18 protein-coding genes are annotated in these 24283 nt (G+C 62.2%); 6 read left to right on the forward strand and 12 right to left on the reverse strand.

Annotated elements, in window-relative coordinates:
* Positions 1 to 94: 94 nt before the first annotated feature.
* From AC515T_RS26815 to AC515T_RS26860, 10 genes are all read right to left on the reverse strand, one after another.
* Entirely contained in the window at positions 95 to 1339 is a 1245-nt protein-coding gene (locus AC515T_RS26815; RefSeq protein WP_496530629.1) for a metallophosphoesterase, read from the reverse strand.
* A 27-nt stretch (positions 1340 to 1366) separates the two neighbouring features.
* A complete protein-coding gene (locus tag AC515T_RS26820; RefSeq protein WP_496530630.1) occupies positions 1367 to 3235 on the reverse strand; it encodes a c-type cytochrome in 1869 nt (622 codons plus the stop codon).
* 157 nt (positions 3236 to 3392) lie between these two features.
* The gene (locus tag AC515T_RS26825) at positions 3393 to 6845 is read right to left on the reverse strand and encodes a GMC oxidoreductase (protein ID WP_496530631.1); all 3453 of its coding nucleotides are present in this window, start codon (positions 6843 to 6845) and stop codon (positions 3393 to 3395) included.
* 1154 nt (positions 6846 to 7999) lie between these two features.
* The gene (locus AC515T_RS26830) at positions 8000 to 8566 is read right to left on the reverse strand and encodes a GNAT family N-acetyltransferase (RefSeq protein WP_496530632.1); all 567 of its coding nucleotides are present in this window, start codon (positions 8564 to 8566) and stop codon (positions 8000 to 8002) included.
* Between the two features lie 249 nt (positions 8567 to 8815).
* Positions 8816 to 9586 carry an electron transfer flavoprotein subunit beta gene (gene etfB, locus AC515T_RS26835; RefSeq protein WP_496530633.1) on the reverse strand — a complete coding sequence of 257 codons (771 nt, stop codon included), beginning with the start codon at positions 9584 to 9586 and terminating at the stop codon, positions 8816 to 8818.
* 13 nt (positions 9587 to 9599) lie between these two features.
* Positions 9600 to 10820, reverse strand: coding sequence for an electron transfer flavoprotein subunit alpha (gene etfA, locus AC515T_RS26840; RefSeq protein WP_496530634.1), 1221 nt, complete (start codon positions 10818 to 10820; stop codon positions 9600 to 9602).
* Positions 10820 to 12769, reverse strand: a complete 1950-nt coding sequence (dgcB, locus tag AC515T_RS26845) for a dimethylglycine demethylation protein DgcB (RefSeq protein ID WP_496530635.1) — start codon at positions 12767 to 12769, stop codon at positions 10820 to 10822. The genes etfA and dgcB overlap by 1 nt, the downstream gene beginning before the upstream one ends.
* Positions 12770 to 12939: 170 nt before the next feature.
* Complete coding sequence (gene dgcA, locus AC515T_RS26850; protein ID WP_045157161.1) at positions 12940 to 15000, reverse strand: dimethylglycine demethylation protein DgcA; 2061 nt, start codon at positions 14998 to 15000, stop codon at positions 12940 to 12942.
* A 15-nt stretch (positions 15001 to 15015) separates the two neighbouring features.
* A complete protein-coding gene (locus AC515T_RS26855; protein WP_003177589.1) occupies positions 15016 to 15546 on the reverse strand; it encodes a 4-vinyl reductase in 531 nt (176 codons plus the stop codon).
* A gap of 79 nt (positions 15547 to 15625) precedes the next feature.
* Complete coding sequence (locus tag AC515T_RS26860; protein ID WP_030139307.1) at positions 15626 to 16603, reverse strand: dipeptidase; 978 nt, start codon at positions 16601 to 16603, stop codon at positions 15626 to 15628.
* Between the two features lie 235 nt (positions 16604 to 16838).
* Between AC515T_RS26860 and AC515T_RS26865 the strand changes: the two genes are divergently transcribed.
* From AC515T_RS26865 to AC515T_RS26875, 3 genes are all read left to right on the forward strand, one after another.
* The gene (locus AC515T_RS26865; protein ID WP_496533198.1) at positions 16839 to 17240 is read left to right on the forward strand and encodes a lysozyme inhibitor LprI family protein; all 402 of its coding nucleotides are present in this window, start codon (positions 16839 to 16841) and stop codon (positions 17238 to 17240) included.
* 86 nt (positions 17241 to 17326) lie between these two features.
* Positions 17327 to 18046, forward strand: coding sequence for a bestrophin-like domain (locus tag AC515T_RS26870; RefSeq protein WP_496530636.1), 720 nt, complete (start codon positions 17327 to 17329; stop codon positions 18044 to 18046).
* Between the two features lie 105 nt (positions 18047 to 18151).
* Positions 18152 to 18568 carry a DUF3010 family protein gene (locus AC515T_RS26875; protein WP_496530637.1) on the forward strand — a complete coding sequence of 139 codons (417 nt, stop codon included), beginning with the start codon at positions 18152 to 18154 and terminating at the stop codon, positions 18566 to 18568.
* A gap of 165 nt (positions 18569 to 18733) precedes the next feature.
* Here the strand turns inward: AC515T_RS26875 and AC515T_RS26880 are convergent, their stop codons facing one another.
* Both AC515T_RS26880 and AC515T_RS26885 read right to left on the reverse strand, forming a co-directional pair.
* A complete protein-coding gene (locus AC515T_RS26880) occupies positions 18734 to 19909 on the reverse strand; it encodes an ATP-binding protein (RefSeq protein ID WP_496530638.1) in 1176 nt (391 codons plus the stop codon).
* A 68-nt stretch (positions 19910 to 19977) separates the two neighbouring features.
* Positions 19978 to 20937 (reverse strand): GlxA family transcriptional regulator, encoded by a 960-nt coding sequence (locus AC515T_RS26885; protein ID WP_496530639.1) that lies wholly within the window; start codon positions 20935 to 20937, stop codon positions 19978 to 19980.
* Positions 20938 to 21157: 220 nt separating this feature from the next.
* On the opposite strand from AC515T_RS26885, the gene AC515T_RS26890 reads away from it, so the two are divergent.
* From AC515T_RS26890 to AC515T_RS26900, 3 genes are all read left to right on the forward strand, one after another.
* Positions 21158 to 22102 carry a choline ABC transporter substrate-binding protein gene (locus AC515T_RS26890; protein WP_496530640.1) on the forward strand — a complete coding sequence of 315 codons (945 nt, stop codon included), beginning with the start codon at positions 21158 to 21160 and terminating at the stop codon, positions 22100 to 22102.
* 71 nt (positions 22103 to 22173) lie between these two features.
* Positions 22174 to 23061, forward strand: coding sequence for a 3-dehydrocarnitine:acetyl-CoA trimethylamine transferase CdhC (cdhC, locus tag AC515T_RS26895; RefSeq protein ID WP_014340599.1), 888 nt, complete (start codon positions 22174 to 22176; stop codon positions 23059 to 23061).
* Positions 23062 to 23203: 142 nt separating this feature from the next.
* Entirely contained in the window at positions 23204 to 24169 is a 966-nt protein-coding gene (locus tag AC515T_RS26900; protein WP_496530641.1) for an L-carnitine dehydrogenase, read from the forward strand.
* Positions 24170 to 24283: the final 114 nt, after the last annotated feature.

The following is a 24283-nucleotide window of genomic DNA, read 5'->3' on the forward strand; positions in this document are numbered from 1 at the left end:
AGCCCGCTCCCACAGTTGACCGAGTTTCTTCAGGAAGAATGCGGTCGAATGTGGGAGCGGGCTTGCTCGCGAAGACGATCTCTCATTCACCCGATCACTGCGAAGACCACCGCACACTGCCATCCTCCCCATAAAACGTCTCGACAATCTCCTCCCCCACCAACCTCACCTTCACATACCCGTTCAACACCCGCAGCGGATACGCCTCGTCTCCCGCCAACTGGGTTTCCGACCACAACACCCGGGCATGCCCGTTCAGCTCGCTGGTGGTGCCGTAGGGAATCGCCCCATGCCCGGCGCAACGCGCGTGCAACCCACCTTGCGGCGCGTAGCAGATGCCATTGTGCAAATGTCCCCAATACCAGTAGTCCGGCTCACGCCCCAAGGCGTCGCACACCGGTTGGTAGAGCGCGGTCTTGTTGTGTCCGGAAATATCGAAGCCTTGGTGATGACTGAGTACCATCAGTTTCTTGCGCTTGGGCAGGGTTTTCATCCACTCGATCTGCTGGGTGTTGAGGGTGCCGTCCATGTACAGGTTCATCGCGTCCGAGGCGTAGGCGCTGTCCAGGCCGACCACCAACCAGTCGTCGTTGTACAAGGCAAAGTAGCTGGTGCCCTGCTGCACCGGGAAACGCTTGGCCAGTTCCTTGAAATAGCCGTGGGCACCGCTGTACATCTCGTGGTTGGAATTGAGGGTGAACGAGCCCTGCTTGCCCTGGGGCCAGCCGGCCATGTCGACGTCTTCCTGGGAATGGGTGCCGGCGTAATACACATCGCCCAGATGGATGGTGAAGTCAGCCTCGGCCAACTGCATCTGATTGGCCACGGCCACGGCCGGGGCGTGGCTGTCGAACGGCCCGGTGCCCCAGTCGCCGGCGATGGCCAGCACCACGTCGCTGTCCATTTTCACCAGCGCCGGGTTCGTGGCGAACGGCGCGTGATGGCGCAGGTTCTCGATCCACTTGAGCAGCGCCTCGCTCCACAACAGGTCCAGCAGTTCCCATTTGCGACAGCCGAGCAAGGTGCCGTCCTTGAGAACCTGAGTAGGAAGCTCGGCGACGGTTTGCGGCAAGGGGCTGGGATTGCCGATTTTAAGGATCGACAGACCATGGGCCAGTTCCCAGGGAACGGCCGGTTCGTCGTCCGGCAGTCCGCCATGTTTAATGGCGTATTGCGCCTGATCGTGACCTCGCTGCAATAACTTGACGATGGCCTCGAACTCTTCAGGTTCGAGCTCGTTGACGAGTTTCTGCCAGGACATTTCCAGCCGCGTGACCAACCCGTGCAGGCGGACCTTGACCTTGTCGAACTCATGTTCCCAATGGTGCAGTAATGACATGTGAACGCTCCTTCGCAATGCCCTGGGCTACAGGGTCTTCATGAATTCGATCAGGGCCCGTTTGTCGACGTCCGACAGCTGCGTGCCATACAGGTGACCGCCGTTGTGGTTGCCTTCCAGGCGGGTGTCGTATTTGAAGTCCGCCGACGCCTTCATTTGCGCGCCGCTGGTGATGAAGCCGACCTTCTCCTGGTCGTAGATGTCGGAGCCGGTGTAGAACACCTGTGGCCGCTGCTCCGGCGGTTGCAGCAAATCCCACAGGGTCGGCACCGAACCGTTGTGCAGGTACGGCGCCCGCAGCCAGATGCCGTCGGTGGGGGTGTTGCTGTAGCTCTGGGTCTTGCGGTAGGCGCCAAAGTCGAACGGCGGTTTCTTGAAGCCGTGGAACGCCGCCACCAGGCCGGTGGTGAAGGAATTCAGGCGATGGGGATCGGTGCCCAATTGGTCAATGTTGGTGGTGACCTGGCCGGTGTCGCTGCGGCCGAAATCATGGCAGCCGGCGCAGTTTTTCTCCCAGACCGGTTTGCCCTGGGCGACTTTGACCGGGTCCAGGGCGAACGGCCAGGCCGGTGCCTTGTGGCCCAGCAGCCAGTTGGTCACTCGGTTGAAGCTCGGTGGCAGCACCGATTCCGGCGTCGCGCCCACGGCCATGGCCGCTGCGTAATTACGCTCGTGGATCTTGTTGTTATTGCCGTCCCAATGCAGGTACATGGACTCGCGGGGTTTCTGGTTCCAGACCTGCGGCAGATCCACGGTGCCGATGGTGGAGTCATCCGGGAAGCCGAACACCACCATTTTGGTCGGGTTGAAGGTGTCGGTCCGCCCAGGGCCCTGGGCCGGACGCAACTTCTGCCAGGCGTAGGCCTGCTTCTGCTTGAGCAGCGCACTCTTGGCCATCGGGATGATCAGGTAACGGTTGTACAGCTTTTCAAAAAAGCCCAGCTGGAACTTGCCATTGATCGTCGCCATCACCGCATCGGGGGTGAATTTCGGGTCGCTGGCACACTCGTAGGCGAACCACTGGAACGCCTGCAGTTGCAGGGTATTGGCCGGCGCGGAAGCGACCGGCACCGCGACGTCAGTGGCATTGGCCCGGTAGGAGCCAGTGTGGCACAGGGCGCAGTTGGGCTCGACGGTGGGGTAACCGAGTTGCCGCTTGGCCATGCCGATGGGCAGGTCTTTGCCGTTTTCATAGAGGAAACCGAACACTTCATAGCCGCCCGGCTTGGGCAGTTTTTCCGGGCATATCTGCGGCAGCACGGCGAACAGGTAGTAGGGAATCCGCGCCTCGATGCCCAGGCCGATGGCGGCGTATTTATAATGGTCTTCGTCGGAGGCGAAGTCCGGTTGCGGCACTTCCCGGATCATCTGGTACCAGGTCTGGTAGCCGATGAAACCCAATAGCAATACCACCAGCAACGTGCCGACCTTGAACCCGTGGCTCTGCCAGCGCAGCGCCCAACCGGCACGCCATTCCCGCCACCCGGCGCAAAGCAAGGCCAGCGGACGATTGGCCTTCGGGCTGCCCAGGTACAACAGCACGCCCAGGATCAGGAACATGCTCAGGTCGCCCATCAACATCGGCTTGAATAATTGGCCTTGGTTGTTGGTGTTGATCAGGTAGATCCAGAACACCACCGCCACCAGCCGCGACAGCACGCACAACCACGAATGCACCACGAAACGCGGCGCGTTGAACCCCGAGGGCATGTAGAACAGGCTGATCCCCACCAGCAACATGCCGGCGTTCTCCAGCCAGGGATCGGACAGTACGGGTGGCAGGCCGATCATGGACGTCAGCAACGCCGGCGCGAACAACGCCGGGATCGCGAAGAACATGTTCATGATAATCCCGACCCAGATGATGCGTTGGAACCAGCGGATGTAAGTGTTCATGGGCATCCTTTTTCCTTATTCCTGACTCGCCACAAAACCCATGTGGCGAGGGAGCTTGCTCCCGCTGGGCCGCGTAGCGGCCCCCAAGACTTCAAAAGCGACGACTGCTTCGCAGCCGAGCGGGAGCAAGCTCCCTCGCCACGGGTCAGTCGCGACTTCAACCGAGCGCGGTCTTCTCCAGGTGTTCGAGGATGATCGGATACACATCCACCACCGCATCCTTGCCAAACATGCAGTCGATGTGGCCGTACCCCGGCACTTCGTGGCGGCTGAACAACTGCGGGCCGTGCATCTCGCACAGTCGCTCGTAGGTCTTGAGGGTGCTTTGCGGCAGGTAGCACTGGTTGTCGGCGCCGCTGATAAAGCAGATCGGCAACTTCAACCGATCGAAATGCGGCATGTAGACGTCGTTGCCCTTGAAGTCCACCAAGTGCCCCTTGCGCACGATCAGTGCCAGGTGCTCGAAGGTCTGGATGTTCGACTCGCCGAACAATTCATGCAGGTTGTCGTGCAGGGTTTCGTTGAGGGTGTCGTGGCGGTACAGCGACGCATACATGAACGTGATGCGATGGCAGACCGGGTTGGTGCAATAGCCCTGGGCCTCGATCCGGGCATAACCGTTGAGGGCCTTGTCGTAAAGTTTGTTGAACCAGCTTTCCTTGGTGTCGGCGTAGGCCGTGAGGGACTTGATGCCGATGGCATCAAGCATCCCCGGCAAATGCAAACCGGCCTTCAGCCCGGTGGCGGTGGCAACCACCGTGTCGGCGGCGATCTGCGAGCAGACCACCGAGCGCACCCCTTGCAAGCCCGCCAGCATCGACATGAAGAACGTCGTCGCGCCGTAGCAATGCACCACGCACTGCACGTCACGGGCCAGGGTCGCTTGCTGGATCTGCTCGATGGCGGCCTTGAAATCGTACTGGGCCACCTGGTCGCCGTTCCATTCATGCTTGCTGGCCGGCAGCAGGATACTCACCCGCAAATCCAGCAGCCAGACGTCGTACTCGTGCTTGCACAGGTACTCCAGCAGGTTGGTGTGGATGGTGTCGGTGGAGAAGATATTCGAACCCACGCCCAGGCCATGGACCAACATCACCGGGCCTTTGGTGCCGGCCTGGTAACGGGTCAGGCGCAACTCGACGTTGTCGTCGGTCTGGAAGAAATGCACGGCCGGCGCCGGCGCATCCAGTGGCCGTTTCAACCGAGGCGGCGCATCCGGGTTGAAATAGACATCGCCAGCGAAGACACCACCGTAACTCTCCCACAGGATCCCGGCAAAGAACTTGCCGAACCGCGCCAGTGCCTCCACGCGTTCACGCTCGTTGCGGGCGTTGAGCACTTTCATGGTGGTCATCTGCTTGGCGAAATCGGCCGGCAGGATGTGCATCACCCCGGAGCCGATCACCTCGCCGGTCTTGTCCGGCCCGCGATAGAGCGTGACGTACAGGGTGCTGGTGTCGTGCCAGACGTTCAGCATGCCGTTGTCCTCGGGCACGGTCTTGAAGGCGCTGAAGTAATAGTCGCTGCCGTCTTCGGCGGTCAGCTTCATGTCGTAGTTCATGTGCCGCACGCCGACCTGCTCCTGGTACTGCTCGAACAGGTTGAACACCCCATTGCTGGCGACCAGCGGCTGTGGGGAGAGCAGCGGTGCATCGAGGGTGCCCACCAGGGCCGCGGCGTGTTCCGGCTCCTTGATCAGGCGGTTGAGGTCGGCGGCGGTGATGGTCAGGGTGAATTCGATGGACGAGTTGTCGGCCTTGCCCCGCTTGGCCGCTGCTTCGTACAGGCTCAGATCGGTGCCCTGGGCCTGGGTGACGGCGGTGGAGAAGTAACCCTTCATGGTTTCGGTGAACTGCACGCCGAGGGTCGGCGCCGCCACGGCTTTACGCGGGGCCGAGGGCAGCGTGTAGTCGATGATCCAGCCACGGTCGGCCGCCAGTAGCCCCATGTTACGTTCGCTCACCGCCGAGATGGTCAGCAGCGGGTTGACCGCCAGGGACGTGGGGATCACCGCACCGTCGGTCACGTACAGGCCTGGGTAGACATCGGTGCCGCTGGCGCCACTGAACACTTGGCCCTTGTGGTTGACCACCCCTTGCGTCGCATCTTCGCCCATCACGCAACCGCCCAGGGGATGGACCGAGACGATGCTGTGCTTGAGCAGCTTGGTCCAGATCGGGTTTTCGACCCAGATCCCGCCCAGGGCCTTGGTGCTCTGGTGCAGCCGCTCGTTGCCGAGGGTGACGTTCTCCTGTTCGCCAACGCCGGGCCAGTCGATGCGCAACTGGTCCTTGTTGTCGAGCAGCATGCGGCCCTTGGCGTTGTCATGGCTCATGATCAGGTAGGTCTGCATATTGTGCAGCGCCCCGTGATAAGGCCCGCGCAGGAAGCTCTCGGTCTCCCGGCCCTTGTACTTGAGGCTGGCACCGAAGCCGGTATCGGTGGGCACCCCGATCATCCCCGAGAACGCTGCCATGCTCGGCACCATGGCCTGGCCGAGGGCGCCGGGGATCGAACCTTCCTCGATGACCATGCGGCTGCGCCAGTCGCCTTCGGTGCGCATGTCGATGATCGAGGTGATGCACGGCCCCACCGGTTCCAGCTCCTTCGCCGAATGGGCACCGAAGCCGATGCCGTTGATGACCTGGTCGCAGTTGTGGCCGAAGCCGAGGATGTCGCCATTGCCACTCATGTGCTCGCCGAGCTGGCTGGACATGACCAGGCCCTTGTCCCGCGAACGCAACATGATTTCGGTGGAGCCCAGGGTGCCGGCGGAGACCACCACGATATCGGCCCGCACGAACAACGTGGGCGCCGAGAACAGCTCGCGGCCGCTGTCCAGGTATTGGAAATGCACGATCCAGCCATCGCCGTCGCGCTCCAGGTGCCGCACCTCGGCCTGGCAGAAAATCTGTGCGCCGTGGTTCCAGGCATCTGGCAGGTAGTTCATCAGCGTGGTGTTCTTGGCCTTGTTGTTACAGCCCGAGACGCAATCGCCACAGCCGTTGCAGGGCAACTGTTCGACGCCGACGTGGTTGAGGTTGTTGGGCAGCTTGTCGAAGGTCACGTTGATCGGCGGCTTGTAGAAATGTGCGCCTTGCTTGAGGTAATCGGCTGACTTCTTGTGGGCGTCGAGCTTGGGCAGGTTCGGTTCCGACGCCGGATAGGGATTGGGCTTGAGCATCTCCCGGGCCCGGGCGTAGCCGTCCTTGAGCAGCGTGTCGCGGTGTTCCCGTACCGCCAGGGGCCAGCGCGGGTCGTCGAACACGCCAGGCTCGGGCTCGAGCGCAACGTTGGCATTGATCAGCGACGTGCCGCCCAGGCCACAACCGACCACCACGTTCTGCTGGGCGTTGACGTGCAGGTCGAACAGGCCGGTGCGCGAACCGATATGGCCGTCCGGATCATGGACCTGCAGTTCCTCGGTGGCCGCCAGCAGGGTGTTGGGGTATTCGCCGGGCTGGATTTCCCGGCCACGCTCCAGCAGGCATACCTTGCGCCCGGCCCGGGACAGGCGCGAGGCAGCGATGCCGCCACCGTAGCCGGAACCGATGACGATCACGTCGTAGTGCTCCTGGATATCACTGATGGGGGTTGAGATCCGTGTCATGTTCAAGTCCTCTCAGGCAGAAGGGGCAACTCTGCGGTTGCCTGCAAATCGACAGGCGCACGAACGCCTGGCCACTGTCCCGTGCAGGGCCAGCGGCAGTCAGCGGTGCTACAGGGGGGAAAAGCGGACGCTATAGACGTGCACGCTGATTGGCGGCGCGACGGTGGGTGCGTTTGTGCAGCGAAGTGGGCGGTGCCGGGACGCAGGTCAGCAGGGGGAGCGGATGCGGGTGGGGGGGCTTGCTATCCATCATGTGTTCTCCCTGAACCTGATATGGATAAAGTCGCAATGTCCTTGTGCCATGAAAGTGAAGACAGCCACCAGACCCGCGTCAAGGTGGTTCCTTAGAACTGTATGAAATTTGATCTATCGCGATTTGCGCTATGCCGGCCGTGGCGTGTAGCGTTTGGTGAACAAGTTATCCACATGGCCACCCACAGCAAATGGGGACAAGTGTGCGCAGGTCCGGCATTTTTTCTACGGCAAAGTGAATAAAAACCGTGACTTATGGGCAATGACGGTTTTACCCGCCCATCGGTTGTTTTTTGACCAACTCTCTGTAAGCCCCGAAAACCATGGGCTGTGGCGGTGAACGAACACCTTATCCACAGAACCACCAACAGTGTTTGGGGGTAGTTTTGACGATTCTGTGGAAAACCCTTTGAACAGCGTATAAATCGAGGTTTTCCAGAAGTTTTCCTGATAATAAACGCCAATTGATCATTTTATGATCAACCCACTGAACGCCCCGCTCCGTATGGCTTGCAGCGTAGAGCGAACATCTTATCCACAGAAGCGCCAACAGAGATTGGGGGCAAGTTTCGACTGGAACGGCTCGTTATTCACAGAGAAAAGCCAATGAAAACCGTGGGTTAAGCTGACTGTTTTTTGATCGCACGCCTGCAGGGCCTGATTGGCCTGGGGTGCAGCGAGGGGCGAACAGGTTATCCACAGAGGCGCGCACAGGGATTGTGGGTAAACCGAACCTACCACCATGACTGGGCTTGGCAGGTGCCCCAGGTGCTCCACCAAGCCCCTGTGGGAGCGAGCTTGCTCGCGATGGGGGACTGGCAGTCGCCTTCATCGTTAACTGACACCCCGCTATCGCGAGCAAGCTCGCTCCCACAGGGTTTCTGGTGAAGCCGCCATGGCGATCAAGGCCGGTGCATCAAATACGCCTCCCCCGTCACCCGAATCAGTGAATGCGGGACGACCTGACAGGTTTTGACGATGCTAAAGCCATGGCGCTCATAAAAACGCCGGGCGCCGGCATTCGCGGCGTAGTCGATCAGGCTCAACCCTTTGAGTGCCAGTTGATCGGCACGCTGTTGCGCCAGTTCGAGAAAGCGCACGCCGAGCCCCTTGTTACGCCAGCCTTCATGCAAGGCGAGGCTGGAGATATAGAGGGTGTCGGGCACTTCCATATCGGCATAGGGCGCCAGGACCGGATCGGTCACCGGAGCCGCCAGCGGATCCTCGCGCGTCACATAACAGTGCATCATGCCGATGACTCGGCCATCGGCCTGGGCGACAACACAGTTCTGGTAGGAAAAATCGACATTCTCTCGGGCATAACGAGCGGTTCCCACTTCCAGGAGGTCCTGCCCTGGCTCCGCCAATTGGCTCCAGATGTAATCCGACGCGCCTTCCGAGGAAATCCGGAACAGACGGGCGATCTCCCGTGCATCCGTGGGCAAGGCCGGGCGAAATTCTACTTCCATTGATGGGCTCCAATTGGCTGACAGCGGTCGCTTTTTAAGCGCAGGCCTGGACGACCCGGTTGGCGCCGTGTGCGACGAGTGTCGAACAGGTTATCCACAGAGAGGCCCACAGGGATTGTGGGTAACACGCATTTCACTTGTGGGAGCGGGCTTGCTCGCGAAAGCGATGTGTCAGGCAACCCTTTCGTCGACTGATGCCCCCCTTCGCGAGCAAGCCCGCTCCCACAGGTTTTTGTGTTGAGTCTGGGCTCAGCGAACCACCCCTTCCTCCACCAACAACTTGAGGATCGCCTCGGCGCCCGCCTCCGGGCTCACGCCCTTGAGCACTTGCCCACCTCCGCCGCTGGCCTTGGCCGTGGCGGCTTTCATACGATCGGCGCCGCTCTTGGCTTTGATCACTTTCAAGCGCTTGGGCCGTGGCTTGGCCGGTTGCAGGATCGCCGCCGCCAGCAGGGTGTCGTCGATCACGTCGACTTCCTCGGCATGCAAAGCCCCTCGCCGGGCCGGGCCGTAGGCGCTTTGCCGAGGTTTTGGCGCGGCGTTATCCACAGTGGCCAGGAACGGCAGGCGTACTTTGAGACGGCGCCTTTGGCCGCGGGGCAAGGCTTGCAGCACCAGGGCCACGCCGCCGTCGATGGACTCGACCTGAGCCAGCCCCACCACCAGCGGCCAGCCAAGGTTTTCCGCCAACAGAAATGGAAGCATGCCCGAGCCTTCACCGGTTTCCGCCTGGCTGCCGGTGAGCACCACTTGGGCGCCAGCGTCACGCAGGTAATCGGTCAGGGCCGGCAGGGCGTCGGCCCCGTCGGGATTTTCCAGGACGTGGAGTTCATCCAGGCCCATGCCCAGGTAGGCGCGCAGCGCTGGTTCGGCGACGTCGCCGGCGTGCAGCACTTGCAGGTCGTTGCCAGCCAGTTGCAGGCCCAGTTCCACGGCCCGGGCGTCCTGTTCGGCGCGCCGGGGCCGACCGGAAGTGGGGTGTGCGCCGATGGACACGAGGCTGATCACTTGGGTACTCATCAACTTATCCTTCTTAAGCCGCATCGCGCTTGGCTTCGTTGCGGTAAGCCTCTACCGCCGCGATCAAGGCCTGGAGAATCGCCGCGCTGTCACCAATCACCGACAGGTCCGCCCGTTTGATCATGTCGCAGCCCGGATCGAGGTTGATCGCCACCACTTTGTCGCAAGCGCCAATACCCTGCAGATGCTGGATCGCCCCGGAAATCCCCACGGCCACGTAGACCCGTGCCGTGACCCAGGTACCGGACGCACCGACCTGGCGATCGCGAGCCATGAAGCCATCGTCCACCGCCACCCGCGAAGCGCCTTCGGTGGCGCCCAGGGCCGCGGCGGTCTGGTGGAACAGCGCCCAGTCCTTGACCCCGTTGCCGCCGGAGAAAATGAATTCGGCCTCGGCCATCGGGATCGCCCCCGGGTCCACCGCCACCGCGCCAAGGTCTTCGATACGCGACAAGCTGCGGGCTACGCTTGTGGATAACTCCACCGGCAAGGCTTCGTGGCGGGTTTCGCTGACCGGTTCGGCGCATTCGGCCGACGCCAGGATCAAGCGCGCCAACGGCCGGGCCAAGTCTTGCAGGCCCGCACCGGCGCGGCCGATGCACTCCTCGCCCTTGACCTGCCAGACCCGCGTGGCTGGGCGTTCGCCCAGGGCAGCGGCAAAACGCCGGCCCAGTTCTCCGCCACCGGTGCGGCTGTCAGGCAGCAGCCAATGACGTGGATTGAACTGGTTATCCACAGCCCGCAGGCCTTGCACCCGTTGTTCCGGTGCATAACCACTGAATTCTTCGCCATCAAGCACCAGCAAGCGGTCGACGCCCGCCGTGGCGAAGGCGCTTTCCTTGTGCTCACCGAACACCACCGCCAGCACCGCGCCTTCGCTGCCTGCAAGCTGATGGGCCAGGCCCAACAGGTCGCGGTCGTGGCTGCTGAGACGGCCACCGACCATGTCCGGAACGACGCAGATGTGAAACGCCGGTTGCGGTACTTGATGCAGCGGCAATTGCACTTCAACGGCTGCAGTGCGTTTGCTCGCACCACCCTGCTGGGCACCACTGCGGTCGATGCGCTTGATGCCGTTGGGGCCGATGAAACCGATGCCATGGACGTTCTTGCGAATGACGCCGTTGGGCCCCATCCAGCTGTGCTGTACCGGTTGCATGGCCGCATGCAACGGGTGCAGACGGTTGCGGGCGATCCACTCGGCGCGAGGGTCGCGGCGGATGATGTCGCTCATTAATGCACCTCCGCGGGTTCACGTTTGGCTGGGGCCACGGGCTTGCTCGGGGCCGCGTCTTCCAGCAGCGCATCGGCCACCAGTTCGGCAATGTCCTTGATCATCGGCCGCGGTTCGACCACGCCTTCGAGCATCGCGGTGCACTGTGGACAACCCACGGCCACCAGCTCGGCACCGGTTTCGCGGATGTCGTCCATGCGCATGTCGGGGATCCGCTGCTTGCCCGGGATGTCAGTGATCGGCGCACCGCCGCCACCGCCGCAGCAACGCGAACGGAAACCGGAACGCTGCATCTCCTTGACCTCGATACCCAGGGCACGCAGCACCTGGCGCGGTGCCTCGTATTCGCCGTTGTAGCGGCCCAGGTAGCACGGGTCGTGATAGGTCACGCTGTCGCCCTTGTGCTGGCCGAGGTTCAACGCACCGGCGTCGATGATCTCCGCCAGGTAGGTGCTGTGGTGCTGCACCAGGTAGTTGCCATCGAAAGCGCCGTATTCGTTTTTCAGCACGTGGAAGCTGTGGGGGTCGCAGGTGACGATGCGGTTGAAGCTGTATTTGGCCAGGGTCTGGATGTTGCGTTTGGCCAACAGCTGGAACGTCGCTTCGTCACCCAGGCGCCGGGCCACGTCGCCGCTGTCGCGTTCTTCGAGGCCGAGCACGGCGAAATCGATTTTCGCCGCCTTGAGCACTTTGACGAAGGCGCGCAAGGTGCGCTGGTTGCGCATGTCGAAGGCACCGTCGCCGACCCAGAACAGCACGTCGGTGGATTTCTTCTCGCTGAGCAGATTCAGGTTCAGGTCCGCCGCCCAGTTCATCCGCCCGCCTGGGGCGAAGCCGCCAGGGTTGTCGGTGGCGATGAGGTTTTCCAGGACCTCGGCGCCCTTGTTCGGCGTCGCGCCTTTTTCCAGGGTCAGGTGGCGGCGCATGTCGACGATGGCATCGACGTGCTCGATCATCATCGGGCATTCCTCGACGCACGCCCGGCACGTGGTGCAGGACCACAGGGTCTCGGCGTCCACCAGACCGTTGACGATGGGCTGGTGTGGATTGCCGCTGTGTTCGCCCACCGGTTTACCCGGATACGGGCTGCCGGCGAACTTCGCATCGGTGCCGCCGGCCAGGCCGACGACCATGTCCTGGATGAGCTTTTTCGGGTTCAGCGGCTGGCCGGCGGCGAACGCCGGGCAAGCAGCCTCACACTTGCCACACTGCACGCAGGCATCGAAGCCCAGCAGTTGGTTCCAAGTGAAGTCCTTGGGTTTTTCCACACCCAGCGGTGCGGCGGGATCGTTCAGGTCCAGCGGCTTGAGGCCAGTGGAACGGCCACCGCCAAAGCGCTCGGCACGGCGGTGCCAGGCCAGGTGCAAGGCACCAGCGAAGGCGTGTTTCATCGGCCCGCCCCAGGTCATGCCGAAGAACAATTCCGACACGCCCCACAACACACCGACACCCAGGACCGCCGCCACCAGCCAACCGCCAAAGTTCTCCGGCAGGATGCCCGCCACCGGCAGGGTCACCAGGAAGAACGACGCCGAGAAGGCCAGCAGGCTTTTCGGCAGGCGCATCCACGGGCCCTTGGACAACCGGGCCGGCGGGTTGCGCCGACGCAGGTAGACGAAGATCGCGCCGACGAACATCACGGCCGACATCAACAGCAACGCGTAGCCGAGGAAGCGGTTATGCAGGCCAAACCCGTGGACCAGGATCGCCAGCACCACCGACGCCACCGCGCCACCGGCCGTGGCCACGTGAGTGTTGGCAATGTATTTGTCCCGCGCCACCACGTGGTGCAAATCCACCATGTAGCGCTTGGGCATGGCAAAAAGACCGCCGATCAGGTCGACCTTGGCCGGTCGTCCCCGGCGCCACATGTTCACCCGCCGCAAGGCGCCGAGGACCGCGAGGCCCAGGGCAGCGAACAGCAGGATGGGGAGAAGGGTGTTCAGCATGGTGAAGCTCCCAAAGACCTCAGGTCTTGCAGGCACAGAAACCTGGATGTCTTGCTCGATTCCTGTGGGAGCGGGCTTGCTCGCGAAGACGGACTGACATTCAACATCGATGTCGACTGATCCACCGCTTTCGCGAGCAAGCCCGCTCCCACAGGGTTATCCACAAGCCGTTAGAAATCCTTGCACAACCGCAGGGCGTCGTAGATGGCCGCGTGGGTATTACGCTGGGCCACGCAGTCGCCGATGCGGAACAGCAGGTAGCCATCGCCGCTCTGCTCCAGGCACGGCTGGGGCTTGATCGCGAACAGGGCTTCGACGTCGATCTGGCCCTTGTTGCGCGAACCTTCCTTGAGCGCGTAGTAGATTTCTTCGTCCGGCCGCACGCCGTTTTCCACCACCACCTGGTCCACCACGCGTTCTTCCTTGGCACCGGTGTATTCGTTCTCCAGCACCGCCACCAGCTTGTCGCCTTCGCGGTAGACCTTCTCCAGCATCATGTCCCCGGTCATGATCACTTCCTTGGGGTACATGCTGCGGTAGTAGGTAGGGAACGAAGTCCCGCCAATGGCCACGCCCGGCTTGATGTCGTCGGTGACGATCTCGACCTGGCTGCCTTTGTCAGCGAGGAAGTCGGCCACCGACATACCGGTGAACTCGCAAATGGTGTCGTAGACCAGCACGTTCTTGCCCGGCGCCACCTTGCCGTCGAGCACGTCCCAGCTGCTGACCACCAGCCCTTCGGCGGCGCCCCAGTGCTCGTTCTGCTCCAGGTTCGGATGCCCACCGACGGCCAGCACAACCACGTCCGGACGCAGGTCCATGATGGTCGCCGCGTCAGCCGCCACGCCCAGGCGCAGGTCGACTTTCAGCCGCGCCAGTTCCAGTTGGAACCAGCGGGTGATACCGGCGATCTGGTCCCGTTGCGGGGCTTTCGAAGCGGTGGTGATCTGCCCACCGATGAATTCTTTCTTCTCGAACAGGGTCACGTCGTGGCCACGTTCGGCGGCCACACGTGCCGCTTCCATCCCGGCCGGGCCGGCACCGACGACGACCACTTTGCGTTTCGGCCCGGTGGACTTCTCGATGATGTGCGGCACGCCCATGTATTCACGGGATGTCGCGGCGTTCTGGATGCACAGCACGTCCAGGCCTTGGTACTGGCGGTCGATGCAGTAGTTGGCACCGACGCACTGCTTGATCTGGTCGATCTGGCCCATCTTGATCTTGGCGATCAAGTGCGGGTCGGCGATGTGGGCGCGGGTCATGCCGACCATGTCGACGTAACCGCCCTCCAGGATCCGCGTGGCCTGGTTCGGGTCCTTGATGTTCTGCGCGTGCAGCACCGGGACCTTGACCACTTCCTTGATACCGGCGGCCAGGTGCAGGAACGGCTCCGGTGGATAACTCATGTTCGGGATGACGTTGGCCAGGGTGTTGTGGGTGTCGCAACCCGAGCCCACCACACCGATGAAGTCCAGCATGCCGGTGTCGTCGTAGTACTTGGCGATCTGCTTCATGTCCTCGTGGGACAAGCCGTCCGGGTGGAACTCGTCGCCGCACAGGCGCATGCCCACGCAGAAATCGTCGCCCACTTCGGCGCGCACGGCCTTCAACACTTCCAGGCCGAATTTCATGCGGCCTTCGAAGCTGCCGCCCCATTCGTCGGTACGCTTGTTGACCCGCGGGCTCCAGAACTGGTCGATCATGTGCTGGTGCACGGCAGACAGTTCGACGCCGTCCAGGCCACCGGCCTTGGCCCGCCGTGCCGCCTGGGCGTAGTTGCCGATCACCCGCCAGATTTCTTCCGGCTCGATGGTCTTGCAGGTGGCACGGTGCACGGGCTCACGCACGCCGGACGGCGACATCAGGGTCGGCCAGTTGAAACCGTCCCAACGTGAGCGCCGGCCCATGTGGGTAATCTGGATCATGATCTTGGCGCCATGCTTGTGCATGGCGTCGGCCAGGTTCTGGAAGTGCGGGATGATGCGGTCGGTGGACAGGTTCACCGAGCTCCACCATTCCTGCGGGCTGTCGATGGCAACCACCGACGAGCCACCGCAGATCGCCAGGCCGATGCCGCCCTTGGCCTTCTCTTCGTAATACTTCACATACCGGTCGGTGGTCATGCCGCCGTCGGTGGCGTAGACCTCGGCGTGCGCGGTGCTGAGCACGCGGTTGCGGATGGTCAGCTTGCCGATCTGGATCGGCTGGAACATTGCTTCAAAAGCCATGGCGCGATCCTCGACTTACAACGGCTTGACGATGAACAGGCCGTCGTCGTGGCCTTCTTCGGAACCGCCATAGACCTGCTCGGCCACGGTGCGGATCTTGCTGCCGCGAGCGGCGAGGATCTGGTCCATGGCACCGGCGAACCAGCCGGTGAACATGTAGTCGACCTTGCGCCCGACCTTGCCGTACACGTAGACGAACGCCGAGTGTTCGAGCTTGACGCTGGCGGTGCCTTTGTCCAGGTCGATGTCCTGGATCTTGAACAGGCCCCAGCCACGCTGGGACAGGCGCTTCATGTAGTGTTCGAACACCGCGACGCCTTCCAGGCCATGGCATTCGGCTTCTTTTTCACACCAGTGCCAGGCGGATTTGTAGCCAGCCTTGTAGAGGATCTCGGCGTAGGCGTCGGCGCCCAGCACTTCTTCGATGCCCATGTGGTTGTTCACGAAGAAGTGACGCGGTACGTACAGCATCGGCAGGGCGTCGGACGTCCAGACACCGGTTTCGCTGTCGACTTCGATAGGCAGTTGCGGGGCGATTTTGGCCATGAAAACTTGACTCCGGAAATTCGTGGTATTGCCTGCGGCGCAGAGGGCCGCAGGTAGAGGATTAGCGAGGCGGCGGCGGTTATTCGCCCCAGACGTCTTTCAGCACGTTGACCCAGTTCTCGCCCATGATCTTGCGCACCACCCGCTCAGGATGGCCGCGCTTGAGCAGCGTCTCGGTCAGGTTCGGGAACTCGCCCACGGTACGGATGCCCAGGGGGTTGATGATCTTGCCGAAGCTGGTCAGACGACGGGCGTAGCCCTTGTCGTGGGTCAGCATTTCGAAGAAATCCTGGCCGTGGCCCTGGGTGAAGTCGGTACCGATGCCGATGGCGTCCTCACCGACGATGTTCATGGTGTATTCGATGGCTTCGGCGTAGTCGTCGATGGTCGAATCGATGCCTTTGGCCAGGAACGGTGCGAACATGGTCACACCGACGAAACCACCGTGGTCGGCAATGAACTTCAGCTCTTCATCGGATTTGTTGCGCGGGTGCTCTTTCAGGCCGGATGGCAGGCAGTGGGAGTAGCAGACCGGCTTCTTCGATTCGAGGATGACCTCTTCGGAGGTCTTGGAACCGACGTGGGACAGGTCGCACATGATGCCGACCCGGTTCATCTCGGCGACGATCTCGCGACCGAAGCCCGACAGGCCGCCGTCGCGCTCGTAGCAACCGGTGCCGACCAGGTTCTGGGTGTTGTAGCACATCTGCACCACACCCACGCCCAACTGCTTGAAGATCTCGACGTAGCCGAGCTGGTCTTCGAAGGCGTGGGCGTTCTGGAAGCCGAAGATGATGCCGGTCTTGCCCTGTTCCTTGGCACGACGGATATCGGCGGTGGTTTTCACCGGGATCACCAGGTCGCTGTTCTCGCGGATCAGCTTCTGGCTGGCAACGATGTTGTTGATGGTGGCCTGGAAACCTTCCCACACCGACACGGTGCAGTTGGCTGCGGTCAGGCCGCCCTTGCGCATGTCTTCGAACAGGTCGCGGTTCCACTTGGCAATGATCAGCCCGTCGATAACGATGCTGTCGGCGTGCAATTCGGCTGGGCTCATCAGGCAGTCCCCTTTTATCAGCGATTCATGCGCCGAATCGTGTGCCGGCGCTTTGGGGCCAGCATATGCCTGAGGGCCGTTGCGACCCGGTGCAAAAACGACAGGGGAATTGCCGAAAGCGTCAATCCACGACAATGGGCTACGACAGGCCTACCCTGCCCGTCTGTTCTTTACCCGACGCTTGCGCCAGAATCCGCCGCATCACTGGTTTCCACTGGACTTGAGCGGCAACGCGATGAAATCAATCTTCCTGGCTTTGGCACTGATCAGCACCCTGGCACACGCAACCGAAGACACCGAGCCCAACCCCTGCGACGAAGTTGAAAACGACGTCCAGACCCTGGCCTGCTCGGCCTATGGCAAAACCGCCGCCGAACAATTGCTGGGCGAAAATCTGCAAAGCCTCCTCGATCGCCTGAAAACCCGCTACGCCAGCGACAAGACCCAACTCAACGACATCACCGCCAAGGTCAAGGCCGCCCAGCAAATGTGGCAAAAACAGCGCGACGCCGACTGCGCCATCGCCGCTTTCCCGGCCAAACCCGGTAGCGAAGCCTACAAAATCGCCGAAAACGACTGCATGGCCCAGGTGAGCGACGATCGGTCGGAGTTTTTGGAGTCGATTGGGCAGGAATAACCCTCCAGCACTGTCTACACTGTCCGCATACCCGTCCGAGCCGGGCTGTACAGACGAGCCACACACGACAATCAAAGGATTCTCGTATGCACTCTCTTACCGCCCTGCCCTTCTACGGGTTAGTGATCTTTATCGCCATCGTGCTCGGCATCGAGGCCGGTCGTCGGGTCGGCAACCGTCACCTGGCCCAGGACCCCGACGGCGCCCGCCAGGGCATCGGGGCCATCGAAGGCGCGGTGTTTGGCCTGCTGGCGCTGCTGATTGCCTTTACCTTTTCCGGCGCGGCTTCGCGCCTGGATCAGCGCCGTGCCCTGATCGTTGCCGAAACCAACGCCATGGGCACGGCCTGGTTGCGCCTGGACCTGCTGCCGGCCAGCGAGCAGCCGGCCCTGCGCCAAGCGTTCAGGGATTATGTCGACGCCCGCATCGAGTACTACCGCGACCTGCGTGAGGACGAAGTCGACGAGGCCGCCCATGACCGGGCCAATGACTTGCGCCAAACCATCTGGAAACGCACCGTCGCTGCCCTGCAACAGATGCCCACCCCGACCCTGGGAACCCCGGTGCTGCAGGCGCAAAACGAAATGATCGATATCACCACCACCCGCGCCGTGGCCCACGAAACCCACCCACCGCTGATCATCTACTTGATGCTGGTGGTCATGGCCTTGATCAGCGCCGTGTTGATCGGCTATGGCATGGCCGGTACAAAGCAGCGCAACTGGCTGCACAGCCTCGGCTACGCGGCGGTCATGGTCTGCGTGCTGTATGTGATCCTGGATTCGAGTACCCGCGCTTCGGCGTGATCCGGGTCGACTACTTCGACAAGATCATGCTGGACCTGCGCGCGAGCATGAATTGATCAAGGCGGATAAACTGACGCCCCAGACCTCCCGAATCCAAGGCCAAGCATGATCATCTGCGGCATCGAAATCAAAGGCAGCGAAGCGATCATCGCCGTTGCCTCGCTGGATCAACAGGCGTTGAGCCACGTCGCGCTGAACACCAAGAAAATCGCCCTGGACGACGATGACGACGCCGCCAACGTCAAGGCTTTCGCCGCCCAGGTGCGGGCGTTCGTGACGGACAACGGCATCGAACGCATCGCCATCAAGAAGCGCAGCAAGAAAGGCGAGTTCGCCGGTGGGCCGACGACGTTCAAGATCGAAGGGGTTTTCCAGTTGCTGGAAGGGTGTGAGGTGACGCTGCTGTCACCGCAGACCATCAACGCCCAGAGCAAAAAACATGACTTCGCCCTGCCGGCGACGCTGAACAAGTATCAGCATGAGGCTTATAAAGCGGCGTGTTCGGCGTTGATGAAGAAATAGACCTCCTAACACCACTCCCGTGGCGAGGGAGCTTGCTCCCGCTCGGCTGCGCAGCAGTCGCAAACCGGTTTGCAGGGTTTACCTGTTGCACCGCGGCGTCTGTTTTTGGGCGGCTGCGCCACCCAGCGGGAGCAAGCTCCCTCGCCACGGGATGCATGTCCAGGCTCAATATTGCTTGCGATACCCCTTCAACCAATCCGCAAACGCTTTATCCTCCAGCGCATAACCGCCGCGATTGGACTTCCACACCAATTCCTTGTCACGCAGCGCGTCGATGCACGATTGGATGGTCTGGGTACCGGGCACGACTTCGCTTCCCATGCTCTTCAGCGCCTTGCCCACCGCCTCCAGTGTTGAATCGGTGAAGGGTGCGAAGGGCTCGTTGTTTTGCGAGCGCTCGGCCATGACCTGCAGCACGGCGCGTTGCGGCACCGTCAGGGCGTTCCAGGCGCTTTCGAACTCGGTCCAGACGCCGGCGCGCAGCATTTCGGCGCTGTTGCGCAGCAATTCACCCAAATGGCTCGCTTCACCCAGCTCCAGAGCAATTTCGCCGATGACGCTGCGCAACATCTCGGGACGACGCCCTACCAGCTCAAAGGCCTGATCGAGGTCATCGGCGTTGAACTGGTTGGTCTGGGCCAAGTGTGCGTTCAAATGGGCGGTGTAGGCTTGGGTGAAGGCTTTGCCCAGCAACGGAAACGGCGTAATGCTGGACCCGTAGAACGGTTGGTTGCGGCTGAGTACCAAGTGGGCGAGCTTGTCGCGATTGGAGCCGGTGAACACCAGGCGCAGTCCGCTGGTATCACCCTCACGCCCCTGATTGAGCTGATCGCGAGCGGCCTTGAGGCCGAACATCGCATTGACGCCGGCCTCGGTGGTCAACGCATGCTGGGCCTCGTCGATGACCAACACCACGGTTTTACCGGCAGCACTGTGCAGCAACTCCAGCGCCTGGGTCAGCGTCGCGCCTTCGGGCAGTTGCGGCTGGCTGAAATCCCAGGACAACGTGCGCAAGAAGCTGAGTTTGTCGATACCCATGGACTTGGCAAGCTTGCGGATGCCCTTTTCATAAGGCACCAGTGCCCCGGCGATGGCCGAGGCGATCAGCTCGGCAGGGTCCTTCTCCTTGTTGGCCCAGAGGTCGACGTAGACCGTGAGCCAACCACGGGCCTCGCATTCGGGAATCAAGTCTTCGCGCAGAAAGGTACTTTTTCCGGTGCGTCTCGGCGCGGCCAGGAACAGGCCGGAGGTGTAATCCTGAATCCCGGCACCGACCAACCCATCGACAATATTGCGGGCCAGATCGGGGCGCCGAAAGACAAAACCGGGGTGCTTGGACATGGTTTTATACTCAATTATGGCGACAGGTATAATTTATAGTCGCGAGTATAATTAACTATAAAAGCCTGTCAAACCAGCTCCCGCCCATCCCCCTGTCGCCGCCGATCCTCCCGTGGGCAGCGCGCAAACCTGGCCCGATAGCTGCGGGTGAAGTACGACGGCGACTCAAAGCCGCAGGCAATGCTCACCTCCAGCACGCTCATGTCGGTCTGGCGCAGCAACTGCCGGGCCTTTTCCAGGCGCAGGCGCAGGTAGAAATTGCTCGGGGTGTCGTTCAGGTGCAGGCGGAACAGGCGTTCGAGCTGGCGACGGGTGACGTTGATCGACTCGGCCAGCGCCAAGGTGCTCAGGGGTGGTTCGCTGTGGGTTTCCATCTCGCCGATGACGTGCACCAACTTCTTGTTGCGAATGCCATAGCGGTTGGCGATTTCCATGCGCTGGTGGTCTTTGCGCGGGCGGATGCGGCCGAGCACGAACTGCTCGCTGACCTGGATCGCCAGCTCCGAACCATGGGCCTGGCCGATCAAGTCCAGCATCAGGTCGATGGACGCGGTGCCGCCCGCACACGTGATGCGGCGACGGTCGATTTCAAACAGTTCCTGGGTCACGCCAAGCTGTGGATAAGACTCCTTGAACGCTTCGATCGCTTCCCAGTGCAAGGTCACGCGGTGCCCTTCCAGCAGCCCCGCTTCGGCCAGGACCACACTGCCGGTGTCGATGCCGCCCAGGATCACGCCGTCGCTGTCCAACCGATGCAGCCAGCGCTCCAGGGCCGGGGTGGCGAATTTCAGCGGCTCGAACCCCGCCACCACCCACAGGGTCGCGCCTTTCTTCAAGGGCTCCAGTGCGGCATCGGCGTTGACCGACATGCCATTGCTCGCCAGCACCGCCCCGCCATCGATACTCAGCACGTGCCAGCGGTACAGCTCGCCGCGAAAACGATTGGCCACCCGCAACGGCTCGATGGCCGAAATGAAGCCGATGGCTGAAAAACCCGGCATCAACAAGAAATAGAAATCCTGGGACATGGAGCGCACTCGGTTGGCGGGTAGCGTGCGGATCTTGATACGCCAGTTGCAAGGGCTGTTCAAGCGCTGCAGGCCCCTATTCGTGAAACAGGACACTAGGTCGCCGCAGTGCAAGAGCACGTCGCCGCTGTGCGTTTTGCCAGGCGTGGGGCTGCGTAACTTGGCATCACCGGCGCACAGACACCGGACCCCATAACAATAAGCTGCCGAGGAACCCGACATGAAACGACTGATCAGCTCCTGCGTCCTTGCACTCAGCGGTACCGCTTTCCTGAATGGCGCGGTCATGGCGGCCGAGCCCGCCGCGTGCCAGAACGTGCGCCTGGGCGTGGTCAACTGGACCGACGTCATCGCCACCAGCGCCCTGACCCAAGTGATGCTCGACGGCCTCGGCTACAAGACCAAGCAGACCAGCGCCTCCCAGCAAATCATTTTCGCTGGCATCCGCGACCAGCGCCTGGACCTGTTCCTGGGCTACTGGAACCCGCTGATGACCCAGACCATCACCCCGTTCGTCGAGGCCAAGCAGGTCAAGGTGCTGGAGCAGCCCAGCCTCAAGGACGCCCGCGCCACCCTGGCCGTGCCGACCTACCTGGCCGACAAGGGCCTGAAGACCTTCGCCGACATCGCCAAATTCGAGAAAGAGTTGGGCGGCAAGATCTACGGCATCGAACCCGGTTCCGGCGCCAACACCCAGATCAAGGCGATGATCGCCAAGAACCAGTTCGGCCTGGGCAAATTCCAACTGGTGGAGTCCAGCGAAGCCGGCATGCTCGCCGCCGTGGACCGCGCCGTACGGCGCAAGGAAGCCGTGGTGTTCTTCGGCTGGGCGCCCCATCCGATGAACGTCAACGTGCAAATGACCTACCTCACCGGCAGCGAAGACGCCCTCGGCCCGAACGAAGGCATGGCCACTGTGTGGACCGTCACCGCGCCGGACTACACCCAGCGATGCCCGAACGTGGGTCGCTTGCTGAGCAACCTGACGTTCAGCGCCGAGGATGAAAGCCGGATGATGCAGCCGCTGCTGGATCACAAGGACCCGCTGGAATCGGCCCGGCAATGGCTCAAGGATCATCCGCAAGACAAGCAGCGCTGGCTCGAAGGCGTGACCACCTTCGACGGCAAGCCGGCCGCCGACAACCTGAAACTCACCAGTAACTGACCCACCGTTATCCATCTGCGCAGCACCAACGGGCTGCGCAGTGACTCACCACGCCTGAAGGAATCCGCACCATGAACCACGACGTCATCATCACCTGCGCACTCACCGGTGCTGGCGACACGACCGCCAAGAGCCCACATGTGCCGGTCACTCCGAAACAGATCGCCGCCGCTGCCGTCGAAGCTGCGAAAGCCGGGGCCACCGTGGTCCACTGCCATGTCCGCGACCCGCAGACCGGCAAGTTCAGCCGCGACGTCGCGCTGTACCGCGAAGTGATGGAGCGCATCCGTGAGGCGGACGTGGACATCATCGTCAACCTCACCGCCGGCATGGGCGGCGACCTGGAGATCGGTGCGGGCGAACGGCCGATGGAATTCGGCCCCAACACCGACCTGGTGGGACCGCTGACGCGCCTGGCCCACGTCGAAGAGCTGTTGCCGGAGATCTGCACGCTGGATTGCGGCACCCTGAACTTCGGCGACGGCGACACCATTTACGTCTCCACCCCGGCGCAACTGCGGGCCGGTGCCAAGCGCATCACTGAACTGGGGGTCAAGGCCGAGTTGGAGATCTTCGACACCGGCCACCTGTGGTTCGCCAAACAACTGATCAAGGAAGGCCTGCTGGACAACCCACTGTTCCAGCTCTGCCTGGGCATCCCGTGGGGCGCACCGGCCGACACCACCACCATGAAAGCCATGGTCGACAACCTGCCTGCCGACGCGGTGTGGGCTGGCTTCGGCATCGGCCGCATGCAAATGCCGATGGCCGCCCAGGCGGTGCTGCTGGGGGGCAACGTGCGGGTCGGGCTGGAAGACAACCTCTGGCTGGACAAAGGCGTCCTCGCCACCAACGGCCAACTGGTGGAACGCGCCGGCGAAATCCTCAGCCGCCTCGGCGCCCGCGTGCTCACGCCGGCTGAGGGGCGCAAGAAGATGGGCCTGACCCAGCGCGGCTGAACCCAACTGACACCTTTCCCTGTGGGAGCGAGCTTGCTCGCGATAGCGATATTCCGGCCTCTGAAGATGCATCGGATGTAGCACCGCCATCGCGAGCAAGCTCGCTCCCACAGGTGATCTTCACTCTTTTCAGGAAATCACCATGAGCTTCATCACCAACATCAAGACCTTCGCCGCCCTGGGCAGCGGTGTGATCGGCAGCGGCTGGGTCAGCCGGGCCTTGGCCCATGGCCTCGACGTGGTCGCCTGGGACCCGGCACCCGGCGCCGAAGCGGCATTGCGCAAACGCGTCGCCAACGCCTGGGGCGCCCTGGAGAAACAGGGCCTGGCCCCCGGTGCCTCGCAGGATCGCCTGCGCTTTGTCGCCACCATCGAAGAATGCGTGCGCGACGCCGACTTCATTCAGGAAAGCGCCCCCGAACGCCTGGAGTTGAAACTCGAGTTGCACGCCCAGATCAGCGCCGCCGCCAAGCCGAACGCGCTGATCGGCTCCAGCACCTCGGGGCTGCTGCCAAGCGAATTCTACGAAGGCTCCACCCACCCGGAACGCTGTGTGGTCGGCCACCCGTTCAACCCGGTCTACCTGTTGCCACTGGTGGAAGTGGTCGGCGGCAAAAACACCGCGCCCGAAGCGGTGCAAGCGGCAATGAAAGTCTATGAATCCCTCGGCATGCGGCCACTGCATGTACGCAAGGAAGTACCCGGTTTCATCGCCGACCGCCTGCTTGAAGCGTTGTGGCGCGAAGCCCTGCACCTGGTCAACGACGGTGTCGCCACCACCGGGGAAATCGATGATGCGATCCGTTTTGGTGCCGGGTTGCGCTGGTCATTCATGGGCACGTTCCTGACCTACACCCTGGCCGGCGGCGATGCCGGCATGCGGCACTTCATGGCCCAGTTCGGCCCGGCGCTGCAACTGCCGTGGACCTACCTGCCAGCGCCGGAACTGACCGAGAAGCTGATCGACGACGTGGTGGACGGCACGAGCGAGCAATTGGGCAGCCACAGCATTTCGGCCTTGGAGCGCTATCGTGATGATTGTCTGCTGGCGGTGCTGGAGGCGGTGAAGACCACCAAGCAAAAGCATGGGATGGCCTTCAGCGAGTAAACCCGGGCTTGTTGGGCCAGCAGGTCTGGCCCCATCGCGAGCAAGCTCGCTTCCACAAGGATTTCGCGGTGTGAATACTCTTTTATTTCACTCAGAAGATCCCCTGTGGGAGCG

This window comes from Pseudomonas sp. FSO-7, assembly GCF_059579345.1.